Annotated in this window: 12 protein-coding genes and 1 tRNA gene; 9 read left to right on the forward strand and 4 right to left on the reverse strand. The window is 60.6% G+C overall.

Going from position 1 to position 13604, the window contains the following annotated elements; genetic code table 11:
* Nucleotides 1–5: 5 nt before the first annotated feature.
* Nucleotides 6–305 (reverse strand): hypothetical protein, encoded by a 300-nt coding sequence (locus X760_RS76865; RefSeq protein WP_156948324.1) that lies wholly within the window; start codon nt 303–305, stop codon nt 6–8.
* A 169-nt stretch (nt 306–474) separates the two neighbouring features.
* Here X760_RS76865 and X760_RS0140080 point away from each other — a divergent pair, with 169 nt between their 5' ends.
* The 9 genes from X760_RS0140080 (at nt 475) to X760_RS70940 (ending at nt 10750) form a co-directional block, all read left to right on the forward strand.
* Entirely contained in the window at nt 475–1770 is a 1296-nt protein-coding gene (locus X760_RS0140080) for a DUF2130 domain-containing protein (protein WP_031195206.1), read from the forward strand.
* 188 nt (nt 1771–1958) lie between these two features.
* Nucleotides 1959–2783, forward strand: coding sequence for a DUF3800 domain-containing protein (locus X760_RS70905; protein ID WP_031195207.1), 825 nt, complete (start codon nt 1959–1961; stop codon nt 2781–2783).
* Nucleotides 2784–3131: 348 nt separating this feature from the next.
* Complete coding sequence (locus tag X760_RS70910; RefSeq protein WP_023722605.1) at nt 3132–3614, forward strand: helix-turn-helix domain-containing protein; 483 nt, start codon at nt 3132–3134, stop codon at nt 3612–3614.
* Between the two features lie 6 nt (nt 3615–3620).
* Nucleotides 3621–3725 (forward strand) — tRNA-OTHER (locus tag X760_RS70915).
* A 144-nt stretch (nt 3726–3869) separates the two neighbouring features.
* A complete protein-coding gene (locus X760_RS70920) occupies nt 3870–5072 on the forward strand; it encodes a toll/interleukin-1 receptor domain-containing protein (RefSeq protein WP_023722606.1) in 1203 nt (400 codons plus the stop codon).
* A gap of 64 nt (nt 5073–5136) precedes the next feature.
* Nucleotides 5137–6267, forward strand: coding sequence for a DUF4238 domain-containing protein (locus tag X760_RS70925; RefSeq protein ID WP_023722607.1), 1131 nt, complete (start codon nt 5137–5139; stop codon nt 6265–6267).
* A gap of 374 nt (nt 6268–6641) precedes the next feature.
* Nucleotides 6642–8081, forward strand: a complete 1440-nt coding sequence (locus X760_RS70930; protein ID WP_023722608.1) for a hypothetical protein — start codon at nt 6642–6644, stop codon at nt 8079–8081.
* Nucleotides 8082–8194: 113 nt separating this feature from the next.
* Nucleotides 8195–9850 carry a hypothetical protein gene (locus X760_RS70935; protein WP_023722609.1) on the forward strand — a complete coding sequence of 552 codons (1656 nt, stop codon included), beginning with the start codon at nt 8195–8197 and terminating at the stop codon, nt 9848–9850.
* Between the two features lie 189 nt (nt 9851–10039).
* A complete protein-coding gene (locus X760_RS70940; RefSeq protein ID WP_023722610.1) occupies nt 10040–10750 on the forward strand; it encodes a YfbU family protein in 711 nt (236 codons plus the stop codon).
* 51 nt (nt 10751–10801) lie between these two features.
* On the opposite strand, the gene qatD is transcribed toward X760_RS70940, so the two are convergent.
* The 3 genes from qatD to qatB all read right to left on the reverse strand — a co-directional run.
* Nucleotides 10802–11560: a Qat anti-phage system TatD family nuclease QatD gene (qatD, locus tag X760_RS70945; protein ID WP_023722611.1), complete on the reverse strand. Its 759-nt coding sequence runs from the start codon at nt 11558–11560 to the stop codon at nt 10802–10804.
* Nucleotides 11561–11562: 2 nt separating this feature from the next.
* Nucleotides 11563–12933: a Qat anti-phage system QueC-like protein QatC gene (gene qatC, locus X760_RS70950; RefSeq protein WP_023722612.1), complete on the reverse strand. Its 1371-nt coding sequence runs from the start codon at nt 12931–12933 to the stop codon at nt 11563–11565.
* A partial coding sequence (gene qatB / locus X760_RS77540) for a Qat anti-phage system associated protein QatB (protein ID WP_023722613.1) occupies nt 12930–13604 on the reverse strand: 675 nt, incomplete at its 5' end. The genes qatC and qatB, both read right to left, overlap by 4 nt.

Below are 13604 nucleotides of genomic sequence, written 5' to 3' on the forward strand. Positions count from 1 at the left end.
TGATCTTAAGGTGTCCCGACATCATCTGCAGCACCGGAAGCGCTATGTCCTGTTGCGCAAGATATGACTTTGAGGGTCTCCTGGAAACGCTCAATGTCTGGCAATACCTTGCGGCCCATACGGATGATTTCATCATCCTTTGGTTCTTTCTCGAATACAACGTTGATCTGAAGATCGGCCAGCGACGGGTTCAACACGAGAAACCGATCGAGGGTGCTGTTCAGAGCGGTGCGCTCCTCGGACAGCAATTGATCCAGAAACTCATAGCCCTTCATCCGATCGACAATCTCACGGCCGGTCAGCACTTTTGCTCCCCTCCCCTCCCCGCCACGGTTCGGTCGAAGAGGTGACCAAGCAGGTACCCTCTCCGGGGGATAACTGGCAAGTTCACTCTTTGTTCTATTCGGTCGCCCTGCAATCCTGTATACTTTGAGGCGTTCTTTTGCACCACGTTCCCTTGCGAGGATCTGCCTGATGACTGTCCAGCCCAGGACTCTCAACGAGCCGACAATCAGCTGCCCGAGCTGCAAGACCGACATCAAGCTCAACGAGTCGCTCGCGGCGCCGCTGATTGCGGCCACGCGCGAGGAATATGAACGGCGACTGGCGCAGAGCAACGCCGCCATGACGGCCAGCGAGGATGAGGTTCAACGCAAGCAGGCGGCTATCGACGCCGCCCGGGATGACATCGACAGCCAGGTCGCCGAAAAACTCAAGCTCGAGCGTGCCGCCATCGCCGCCGAAGAGGCCCGCAAGGCAAAACTTCTGGTCTCGACCGACCTTCAGGACAAGGACAGGAGGCTGGGCGGGATGGAGACGACGCTGAGGGCGCGGGACGAAAAGCTCGCCGCGGCGCAGTTGCAGCAGGCCAAATTTATGAAGCAGCAGCGGGCGCTCGACGATGAAAAGCGCGAAATGGCGCTGACCATCGAAAAGAGGATCCAGGAAGGGTTGGACGCCGTCCGCGTCAAGGCCAGGACCGAAGCCGAAGACGGCCTCAAGATGAAGGTGGCCGAAAAAGAGGAACAGATTGCCGGCATGCAGCGCCAGATCGAGGAGCTGAAGCGCCGCGCCGAGCAAGGATCTCAGCAGCTTCAGGGCGAGGTCCTTGAGCTCGAGCTGGAGTCGCTGATCGCCAGCCGGTTCCCGATGGACATCATCGAACCGGTCGCCAAGGGTGAGTTCGGTGGTGACGTGCTGCAACGCGTGGTGGGACCGGCCGGCCAGCCGTGCGGCGCGATCCTGTGGGAATCAAAACGCACCAAGAACTGGAGCCAGGGCTGGCTGGGCAAGCTGCGGACAGACCAGTGCGCCGCCAAGGCAGACATCGCGTTGATGATCTCCGAGGCGCTGCCTGCGGGGGTCGAAACGTTCGATCTGGTGGATGGCGTCTACATCGCCCATCCCAAATGCGCGATGCCGATCGCGATCATGCTCCGGCAGTCCCTCATCGAGCTCGCCAACTCCCGCCTCGCCCAGGACGGCCAGGCCACCAAGATGGAGCAGGTCTACGGCTATCTGACTGGCCCCAGGTTTCGCCACCGGGTCGAGGCGATCGTCGAGAAATTCTCCGATATGCAGGACGACCTTGCCAGGGAAAGGAAAGCCACAACCCGCCTGTGGGCCAAGCGGGAGGCTCAGATCCAGGGTGTCATCGAGTCGACCGTCGGAATGTACGGCGATCTGCAGGGCATCGCCGGCAAGGTGATGCAGGAGATCGCGAGCTTGGAGGTCTTGGCCATAGAAGCATCCGCGTCCATCCCCGATTGAGAAGGCTAATCTAAACTGGATATCGGATTTGAGAACGAGGGCAAGCTGCTCCTTGCTAAGATGATCCGTCAAAAGCGGAACGCAACGCCAAGAAGCCGCCGCGCTGAACCCCCTCGCCCGGCCGGGTCGGCAGATTGCTATGCAGCCTGCGGTTTTTGCGCCAAGCTGCGGACAATGAAAGCCTGCCCGTGACAGACCGTGAAATCCACCTTTACCTCGATGATAGCGGCAGCCGCGAGCCAGACCGACAACCAAAGGAGAAGCGGCGGGACGAGATGGATTATTTCGCCCTCGGCGGCATCCTCATCAACGAGGAAGACGTCGACGAGCTCTACGCGCGCCACAAGGCCTTCTGCCAGAAGCACGGCATCACCTACCCGCTGCACTCCTGGGCGATCCGGGGCGGCCGTGGCGACTTCGGCTGGCTGAAGAAGCCTGAGGCTGCTTTTGAATTCCTGGGAGATTTGCAGGGGATGCTGCTTGCGCTGCCCGTGATCGGCATCGCCGCGGTCGACCGACCCGGCTACGTCGCCCGCTACCGGGACCGGTATCAGGACCGCCTGTGGTTTATGTGCAAAACGGCCTACTGCATCCTCATCGAGCGCGCCGCCAAATATGCCCGCAGCCAGGACCGCAAGCTGCGCGTGTTCTTCGAGCGCGCCGGCAAAGCCGAGGACCGCGACCTGGTGGCCTACACGCGGATCCTGAAGACGCAGGGGATGCCGTTCGACGGTGCCAACTCCGCCAGCTACGGGTCGTTAACTGCCGAGGAGTTTAGGGACATCGTGCGCGGGGAGCCCCGCGGCAGAACCAAGTCCACACCGATGCTGCAAATCGCCGATCTCTACCTCTATCCGATGGCCAAGGGCGGCTATGACCCGTCCTACCGGCCCTACAAGGCCCTGATGGACAACAAGCGTCTGATCGACGCGCACCTGCCGCCGGAGGACCTGGCATCCTGCGGCATCAAATACAGCTGTTTTGACAGGATAAAAAACAAAGACCCGGACTAGCCGGGTCTTCGTTTTGAAAAATTCGGCTGGCGCCTGGCGCCAACCCCGGAGCGATGCTCACGTCTAAAGTATGGGTATTGACGCTCTCTTTGTCAACACCCCGGGTGAACCTCTGGTCGGGGGGTCCCTATTTTATCGCTTGCATATAGCACGGTTCGTCTGATCGACGCTTCATATTATCAAGTCATCTTCTTTGGGTGCAGCGCGGTTCCCCGGCCCCTGAATCCGGGGGCATAGGTCGGACGAACCTTGAAACACCCTCCCCCTGAATGCAGAATCGCCCCCGATGCCCTTGCGTCATCACGGGAAACCACCATATCTGGATGCAGTTCACACAGGGAGCCTCACATGGCCCAGCCAGAATCCGCCAAAGCAGACGTCGACAAGCTTCGCACCAACGAGAAGAAATGGACCAAGGCGCTCATGGCCACTGGCTGGAGCGCTTTCCCCAACATCATCATCGAAAAGCAGCAGGCTCTCGGCCTCGATGCGCTCGATATGAACATCATCATTCACCTGGTCCAGTACTGGTGGCTGCCCGACAACCTGCCCCACCCCTCGGTGGAGACGATCGCCAAGGCGATCGGGGTGACACCCCGCACCATTCAGAAACGCATTGCCGCCCTCGAGGCCCTTAAACTTCTTGGCCGGGAAGAACGGCGCAACACGCCCAATGGTAGCATGACGAACCGCTATCATTTCGATGGCCTGATCGAGGCCGCCAGGCCGTTTGCGTTGGAAAAGGCCGCCGAGATCAAGAAGGCGGCCGAGGAAAGGTCAGACCGGTTAAAGCGCAAGAAGCCGCAACTGGTCGTCGACAACGATGCATAGGCAGATCGTGGCGTAGCTCAGAGGATAGAGCGCCTCGCTTTCGACTTGGGTGGTGCGTGACACCGCTATCTAGGGGCGAGGAGGTCGCAGGTTCAAGTCCTGCCGTCACGCCATTGTCCCCGATATGGATCCCCCGGCTCCGGAAACTCGAAAGATCCGGTATCGGACCCACAATCTACCGTGGTTTTTCAATGGCCTCCCTTTGATATTTGTTCTGCGTATGTTCATATCAAGGGACCAACACGAGGACTCAACATGGGCATGCGATACAATGGCCGGCCGTTTGATTCGGGGGATTTTGCAAAGGATTTTGAAGCTGCAGCTGTCGAGAACATCAAGGAACAGCTGTGGGAGAGGTTCAGTGCTATTCGCCATCCTGATACAGGCGAATTTCCCACTGTCCGGGTCCTTGGAGAAGCCCTTGACGATTTGCGGCTCAGTATTGAGGGCTCGCCGCAGCTTCTCGCGCTGGTGAAGGACAAGATGAGCGACAATGAGCAGGCGTCGACTGTGTTCCTGCCCCTGCAACAGGGCTCCCCGAAAGCCTTTCTCAGCTACTCGTTCGACGATCGCGAGCTAGCAGAGACGGTCGCGCGCGCACTGATGGCGGATGGAATCGATACTTGGTGGGCGGAATGGGAGATCCGTTCCGGAGATTCCTTGCGCCGCAAAATCGACGAGGGACTGGGCAACTGCACGCATTTCATCGTGCTGCTGACCCCGAGCGCCATGCAGAAGCCGTGGGTCCAGCAGGAGATGGATGCCGGCCTGGTCCGCCGCATCTCTGGGCAGGCGCGCTTCATAGCCCTTCGCTGCGGTGTCGCGGCACGGGAATTGCCGCCGCTTCTGTCGGGCATGCTCTCGCCAGAACTTGATGCCGCGCGCCTAGACGAAGGCGTGCGCAATCTGGTGAACGACATCCATGGCGTGACGCGTAAGCCGCAGCTCGGCCCAGCGCCCATTGCGGCTGTGCAGCCGGCAACGGGTTACTCCAAGGTCGCAACGGCAATTGCCAAGATCTTTGTTGAGGAGACCTCGGATGCAATGTTCTCGCACCCTCAGAAAGGGGTAGATGAGCTGGCGACCGCCATTGAAGCGTCAGAGGAGGACATCGAGGACGCTCTGCACGAGTTGCGCGATCTCGTTTCCGTCAGCTTCGGCCGCGTCTTGCCCAAGGAGGACCTGTTTGCCACATTTGACAAATATTTCATGGATTGGTCGCCCGAAGATGACGCGCTGCGTATCGCTGCCGACCTGATCAACGACCCGTCGATGCCTCACGATACAGGCCAGGTCGCCGAGCGGTACGGCTGGGAGCCGAGGCGCATAAACCCCGCTCTGGCCTATCTGATGGCCCGCAAGCTGATCGTCGATTACAAGGTACTCGCCAGTCAGTACAATTCGATCCGGGTGGTGAAAACGGACGCCACGCGGCGCTTCGTGAAGAGCCGAAGCTGAGGATGCCAATCCGCAGGGTCATGCCCGACAAGGTGCAGTGACCGGGGAGCCCAACCACAGGACCATGGAGCAGCCGCCCTTCTATTTTGGCAAATGGGGAGACGTCCCCATCGATGGCGATGTGAGGCCATTTAGCATCTTCAATCCGGTCCGCAGCGGGGCGGGACGGACGAACCGAAAACACCACTTCATCTCGGTCACCTACATGGAAGGCTTCGCCGATGACCGCGGCCGCGTCCAAGTCTATCGGGCCGAGGCGCCAGAGGCACCGCTGCCGAAGCAGCCGAGGGCAACTGGGTACGAGAACTACTATTACTCTCAGAAACTCTCCGGTGGCGGTCAAGAAAACCACAGATTCGAAGACCTCTGGAATCCGATCGAGACCGTTTGGCCGGAGACCGTCCGTGCGCTTCAAGCACGTCGTCTTTCACCGGCTTTATCCTTCAATGTCCAAGGCATGCAAACGATCATGCGCACGCGCGTTCCGGCGACCCGTGATCGCATTGCGCTTATGCTGGAGGCTAAGCTGCGAAGCGAATGCAAGGTGCTCGAGGAAATCGGTAAGCTGCCCCCAGACTTGGAACGCTACGCCGGTCAGTTCGACACAGTCCCAGTCGGCATCAATCCGCAAGAAACTCTGCTCGCGATGGAGGACGAATCCCAGACGTTCGGCGATCTCTGCTTTCGGCTTGGCTTCGAGGTTCTTCACAACAAGACCGACATCCCATTCCTCACCTCCGACAATCCGGTGTGTACCTATGACCCGCGCAAACCGCTGCTCGCACGCACCCCCTACGATCACTCCGGTGACATCGAGCTGATCTTTCCCCTGACCGCCCGCATGCTGGTGCTCGGTTCAAGCAAGCGTCAGCCGTTTGGCGTCCTGTCACGGCACCGCGACGTCACGGATAAGCACAAAGTTCGCGGGTTCAATCGAACAATCGCTCAATTCGCGTATCGGATGACCGTCGGCCAGGACCGGTCGAGCGATGCGCTGATTTGTGTCCATGCGCGTCTCGTACCGACGATCAGCACCGAGGTCCGCCGACACAACAATGAAATCCAGATCGTCTGGCGTCATATCTTCGGGCCGAAACCTGCTCTTTCTCAGTACATTGACACCCCGGAAAAGGCCTCTCGGCTAGAAGCGAAAATGGCCTCAGCAGCATCGAGCCCCGTGTCCGACGGGAGCTAGCCGAATTGTCGATCGGACACGCCGGCGCAAATAATCAAGATCGGAAAAGCACGTTGCACTTATAGAGAGCTCAATAGCAATCGACCCATATCTGTTTGCCCTCGATCTCAATTCTGTTGTTGCACAATGCTCACTTTTCAAACATCGTTCATTGAGCGGAGTGAGAGGTTGGGGGCTGCATGGGTAGGGCATTTTTTTTCTTTCGCAGTATTCGCAATATCGTCGATTATCTCTACGGCGGCGCTAGCCTGCCCTGACGGTCAAACAAACAAATGTTTCATCGAGTGCGTCTGCGTTCCAGATATCTCGGTACCAAAACCGTCGATAATGTTCGACGCTCGATCGATAACGCGGTCCAATCGTTCCCACCGACCATGGTCACCGATGGCATTAAGGTCGCCTTTCCGGCGTCCATCGCGATCAACGAAGCGGCCAAGGCGACAGGCGATCAAACTTTGGTTGCCTCGGTGCTCAGTTTTGAAGCCCTCGGGACCAAGCTTGACCGGGAGACCCAGACCGCGATCAAGAATGCCCTCACGAATCCCAGCCAAGCCGTGAAGGACGCGGCGCAGACCCAGTTGAAGGCCGCGAACGATGCCGTTGACGCGATACAGGCGTCTGCCCGGTACGCCGAGAGGGAGGCGAGAGGTTATCAGGACGTCCTGAGCGCGGCGGAGAGACGAGCTCGCGAGGGCAAAGTGGTCGATGCGATCTGGCACCTTGGCACGGACAAACTAAGGGTCGAGAGCGACAACGCGGCCCAACTCATGCAGGAAAGTGAAGTTGCCCGCACCACGGCCCAGGGCGTGGCGTCGTCATATGGGCCGGCTGGTACCGCCGCCTTTGCGGCGTGGTACGAGTACTACAGATCGAAGGGCGATGTGCAGAAGGCGCTGTTTACCGGTATCTATACCTACGCGGTTGCGACAGGTCGTACATCGATCAATACGATGCCCACCGGCACAATCGAGGAAACTCTCAAGAAATCAGCCACGGCTGCGGCGGTGCGGGGGCTGGCCGTTGCAGCGGCTGGAGGGAACCAGGAAGACATCTTGAAGGCTGCCGCGCAGGAGGGCGGCTCAGTCATTGTGCAATCCGGCCAGGCATACGTCACGAAGGAATATGTCAACCCCGCCAGGGCCAAGGCTGACCAGTTCTGCGTCAGCACAGTCGGCGACACTTGCGGCGACGCCGTCCAATGGGTCGATGACACCAAGAAACAGCTCGAGGACTACAACAATCAGCTGAGGCAGGTCGGAGCCCTCGCAAATTCGTTCCCGACGACGCTCGTGACCGGTGACGGTCAGTGGGCGATCAGTGGCAATAAGGCCGCCTTGTTCGATGCTGGCGGGAAGGTCCCAGGCGCGGTGCTGACATACATCGGCCCGGGGTCTGCCTATCGTAAGAGCATCCAAAGAATCGTCACACCACCGCCCCCACTACCACCGCACTATGTGCCACCACCAACCTATGACGTCAGTATCCCCAGCGCCGGACTTTGGATCGACGACAGGGCTATTCCGATTGTCCCGCGCCGTTACGCGGACACCATCGAGATTTTTGTCGATGGGAACCCCGCAAACACCGTTTATTTGATTCGTGGCTTTGAGACGCTCGACCTTGATCTCGCAGCCGGCGTGCATAAGCTGAGATTCAGGGCAAACATCCGCTCCGTCAATCACCAACGCATCACCGGCGATTGCGACGCCCTGTTCACTGTCACGAACACAGCGGTGTTCCATCCACATATCAGGTTCCAGGCCGATGGCCCGGGTCGCGGGCATGTTTCGGCATGCTCGCTGACACCTGGCTAAGGACGCAGAGACTTCTGGTCCCTCTCTTCTCGCGGGAGCGTGTCCGGCTGCGAGGCACATGTCCAACGAACCGCTGCCCGCTTCCGGAGCTCAATCTCTGCTACAGTTCTCCCATGTCCCCATTCTCCCATCTCGATCCGTATCTGCTCAACCCAGCCAACGATCCACTGGTGTTCGACGCCACGCTGGCAGGTTACGGGAGCTACACAACGGAACATTTCGTCTTGCGCCTCAGTCCCCGCGCCCATGAGCTTGTCGACGCCCTCACCCAGCGCGACACCGAGGGTCATGAGGTAGCCGAACTGTACCAAGCCTACTCGACCTATCTGCACGAAACCGTGCATTGGTGGCAGCACATGGGGTCTACTGCGGGACTCATCCTCAGCCTGGCGTACCCGGCGCAAATCTATGGCAGCATGACGTCTCTTCAGACCTTTGCGCGGGGCGCCGGCGTCGTCAAACCTGTAAAGGCTTGGGCGCACAGGGCGATGCTCGACGGTCGGACACACTCTGATCCGGTGCTGGCCGCCGCCAATATTGCCGTCAACAACGCACTCGACATCAAGTTCTACAAGCAACTTGCCTGGTCGCCGGAGTCGATCCTTTCGCTGGAGCAAACGCCCTATTTTCAGAGCGTCGGGCACAGCTACCTCAAAACCTATGGTGAGATCGTCCACGCGATCAACGGGTCCTGTGACTTCGCGGAAGGGCAATTTCCCGACCCCGGTCGCTGGGATGCACAATTCCTCAAGCTTCAACTCAGCCGGAGTGAAGGCTTCCATCGCGGTGCGCGCCCACCTTACGCCGACATTGGCATCCAGCAGATATTCGAAGGCCAGGCCCGCTTTTGCCAAATTCAGTATTTGGCATCGTCAGGCGGTCCCGAGCTGCTTCAGACGTACCGCGAGCAAGGCTATTTTGCGCCCGTCTATGTCGACGCGTTTGAACTATTCCTGGTACTTACCGGGACAGAGTGGCCCGAACGGTATGACAGCCCGATCGTCGGCCTGTTTCTGCTGATCTGCGACCTGGCAATCAACCCGACGAGGGGGTTTCCGCTCGACATCGAGTTCTTCGAGGGCTTCATCTGCGACGTTGATCCCGGCGCGCGCTTCACAAGGCTTTGCCTGGCCGCAGCCGAAACCCCCGAACTCGCCCAGGCGGTGCAAAGTTTCTCCGCTCAGGAGTATGAGCACGTCGCGGCGCGACTGAGCGAGCGATGCGGATACGATGATCCGCGGACGGGACTTGCTGCCGTGGTCGGGCTGCTCGGCGACAAGGGCCCTGTCGATGCCCTGATGGAGGAGCATCGTACGTTCAATTATGCCGGTGTGAACATGCCGGTCCGGGTCCTGATCTCGCACTTCATCGCTTTTTGCCAGGACAAGCAGCGCCGGCCCGAATTTTTCTGTTGGCCGGGCTTCTGGATGGCGGGAGACAAGTTCAACCCTGAGGCCGGGTCGCTGTTCGCCACCCATCTGTCCCTCTTCCAGGACAGAGGTGACACCGAGCAGATCTTTCCTCGCGCCGTGCGCGGCCGGAGCCCCGAAAACATCAAGAAGCTGGTCAACACCTTCTTTGGCGGAATGCTCGTGTTCGATCTCGCCCTGCAATGGGTCCTCGAGCCGGGACCTTTCCGCTACGATTTCAAATGGCTTACAGGGAAATCCGAAAATGCTGCACTGATCGCCTTGGCGAAGCGACAGTTCGCGCAGTACTACGGCCCGGATCCTGACACCTGCACTCTAATCGACTCGCCAGTTCCCTGAGGGTCCCGACGAGCGCCTAGCCACATGCCGGAGGTGCAGGCACCGGCCGGCATGACAGCCGTGGGGGTGTGTGACGCCCGTCCTGACCCAAGCAACGACACGCGAGATGGCGATGCTTGCCTTTCACCGTGTTTTACGTACAATATCCGTACGATATGGATTCTGTACGGACTTTGATTGGAGGTAGAAATGGTGAAAACCGAGCGATTCGAGCTCAGGCTCGATGAAAGCACGATTGACCGGATCGATGCTTGGCGGGGAGAGCAGCGTGACCTCCCTTCGCGGGCAGAGGCCATCCGCACCTTGGTGTATACGGGGCTTGAGGCTGGTCGGCGCAAGGCCTTCCGGCCGACCAGCTCTGAAAAACTGATCATGTGGATGCTAGGCGAAGTCCTGCGCCAGCATAAAGGCTACGAGGACATGAAGTCAGTCGAGTTGATTCAGAGCGCCATCTACGGAGGCCATTTCTGGGGCCTGGAATGGGAAATGTCGGGCATCTTTCACGATGACGTCGACGACCCCGAGGCGCTCGACTTCGTCGTCAACACGATGGCGATGTGGCGAGCCATCGAATGGGGATATGAAAAGCTCAGCCCCGTAGACAGGCAGCGCGTCGAGGACCAGGTAGGGTACTGGGGCAAAGATCCCAAGTTTGACGGCTTCGACGGGAACGAAGAGGGAGGCTACATGTCGATGGCCAAATTCATGGTCGAAAAGCTCGGGCGCTTTGAGGAGTTCAGGGACAGATCCCTGAACGCTCACGCCAACACGGTGTCGACTTATCGCGAGATGCTGCAGAAATATGCCGAGATCGAGGCCCGCCGCGGTTCGCCGGCATACAGGCGTGCCGGCCAGTTGCTCAACGCCGACGAGCTCATCGAGCTCCTCAAGCTCCGGTAGCGAATGGTGCAGAGTCGCTGGCCACGATAAGCCCGGGTCGGCGTGGAATCGTCAGTTTGCGGACCGTTCCAAAACTGCCTTTAGATTATTCAAAATGGCGCGCCGCATCTCCTCGGCGCCCAGGCCCACAACGTCGCCAAGCATGCGAACGGCCTCGTCCACGCCGCCCGGCGTGACGGGGGAACCATCTACCTCCACGAAGGGACCATCCGTCTCCGTGAGCAGCCGGTCGAGCGGCAAGGTCCCGAGGAGAGCCACTGACCGCTCGGACTTGAACATCGCCTGGTTGACGGAAAAATAGCACCCGAGAGCCGCAGCCCGCCGCGCGTCTGCGATCGACCCGCTGAACCAGTGCAGCACCACCTTGCCACTGCCCCTGGGAAGCAGCTCCTCGATGTGGTCGAGAACCTTCGACGCCGTGCGGACGCTATGCACGGAGAGGATCTTGTCCCCCGCCCTCTGGCAGGAGGTTAGTATACGCCTGAAGACGTCGACTTGACGATCGATCGAACGGTAGTGTGCGGGGCTCGCATCGAGACCGACTTCGCCGACATACCTCGTCTCGGGCAAGAGCGCCTCGAACAGGGGCAGTTCGGTCCAGCGCTGCTCGGCAAGATGCGGGTGAATGCCGAGCCCGATGCGCACAAACTCGGCGCCCTTTGCAAGGTTCATGTTCTGCCTGAACGCCTTCGGCGTCGTCGTCACCGCGAGCGTCGCCACCTTAGCCTCTTCACAGGCTCTTATAGCCGCGGCCGGATCTGGATACAGGTCCAGGTGACAGTGGAAATCGACGAGGCGTGGTGCAGACATGCTCAGCTAGGCTTCGCCCTGACGGGTTCGAGGAAATGGGCCACTTCCTGCATCCCTCGCACGAAGACGTCAACATAGTCGTCAATCTCGGACGGCTCGTCGGTCAGCGGACCGGGGATGCGCGCGAGGGCCTTTGCGGCCCGCGGATTCCGCCGTAACCGCTCCGCCATCAGCTGAAACGACCTTACATGTTCGCCCTCGGCTTCGAGCGTATCGAGACGACGCGCCGCCAAATCCTTCACCACATAGGGTGTCGTATCCGACTCGTTCGCGTCCAGGCCGGCTGCCAGTGATGCTCTGCGGATCAGACAGGGGACGCACGTTCCGCAGTGCTGCGGTGGCAGGCCTCTGTAGCGGGCTTTCGCCGGCGAGGAACACGACATCGAGGAGGGAATGGCCCGGCGCAACAGCGCCGGATCCTCGCAATCCCTGACCATCTGACCCTTGGTCACGTGGCGGTAGGGGTTTTCCAGACGCCGGACGATGCCAAGCCCCCGCATCAACTCGTTGAAGCGCGCCATGTAGAATGGGTGAGTGGTGCGGGTGCTGAGCGAACCGAGGCGGAGCGGGTCGAGGGGGACGTTGAGGCCGATCAGGCCGTTCTCGGGCACGCGAACGGGGGCGTCAGACGTCAGCCCCGAAGCCGCCAAAATGGCCAACGCGAAGAACAGGAAGGATCTCCCCCTCTGGCTGTTTTCCACCTCGCCGGTGTCGACATGGTTGCGGTCGAAGCCGAGGCGCGCCCGCAGGGACAACGGCTCGTTTGTTTTGTAATTCTTGCGCAGCAAGTCCAGCAGCAACGTCTGCGCCTTGCTCGTCTCCGAATCCCAGTAATGGCTCACCAGGAGCGGCTTCCCTCCCCCGGCCAGGAAATCCAACGCCCCGACGAGACTGTCCAGACCGCCGGAGAACAGACACACTTCGTCCGGCTCGGCGAGGCCCAGCGACGGCCGTGCCGTTGCGATCGTCGCAAAGGGTGCGGGCCGTGCCCTGAACACGATGCGCCAATGGTCGCCGGTCAAGAACCTGAGAGTGCGGGCGAGCAACGCTCCCTGCGCCGCCCACAAGTCAGGCTCACGCACCGGCACCACTAGGTCCAGCTCCCGGGTCCAGCCGTCCTGTGCATTCGCGGAGCGCGAGGCGCGGGTGTCGGCCGCGTTGACCATGGCCGCGACGATGACGAGGTCGATTGCGGTTTCCGTCGGCCTGAGACCGAGGTCGGCCAACGTCTGCAGAGCGTTGCCGATGCCGTAATCGAGCCGCTTGTTCGCGGCCACGAACTGGACCGTCACCGGCGTCGCGTCCGGCTGGACGACCGGCACGGCCCCGTTATCCGCCGCACCCAGGCGGCCGACAAACACGAAACGTCTCATGCGCTATCCCCCAGGATGCGGATCAGTTCGAAGGACTGCTCGTAGATGGCCTGGACGAAGGCCTCGACGCCCGCGTAGGGAACTGACGCCAGCGTGCCGCCCGCAGCCGCGAAGCGATCGCGGACGGTGCCCTGGATGAAGTCGTGCAGCGTCCTCTGAATGATCTCGACCGCGGCAACGTCGGTCGGGAGCCGTATGGACCTGCCCCCGATCTCGTTGAACAACTTGGTCTCGATCGAGCGTGCGAGCGCACCGATGAACACGGCGTCCAGCACGTCGGGCGTGGCGCCATCGAAACGCAGATCTCCCGCCGCCCCGAGCTCGCCCACGGTCTCGAGCATCGCGTTCCTCGCAATGGCCTCATCGATCGTCCCGCCATCCGGACACAGGAGGTCCGTGAGGGCGAGGAAGACGTCCGCTATCGGGGCGCCGACGAGGCTCTGCAGGTTGAAGACCCGCAGAGCCGCAGCCGGGCCGTTCTGCGCCACCTGCCCCAACAGCTGTCCCAGGCCCGTCATCACCCTGCGGGACGGCGCCATGGCGCGGGCAGCGTTGCGTGCACCGCCCATGGCCCTGACGTACTTGCCGGCGGCGCGCCTCAGGTCCCTGCCGCCACCCCCGCGCGAGCGGGCCGCACGGGAGAAATCCGAGCGGGCGGAGCCGAGCGGCTT

This window comes from Mesorhizobium sp. LSHC420B00 (genome assembly GCF_000503055.1).
GTDB lineage: Bacteria > Pseudomonadota > Alphaproteobacteria > Rhizobiales > Rhizobiaceae > Mesorhizobium.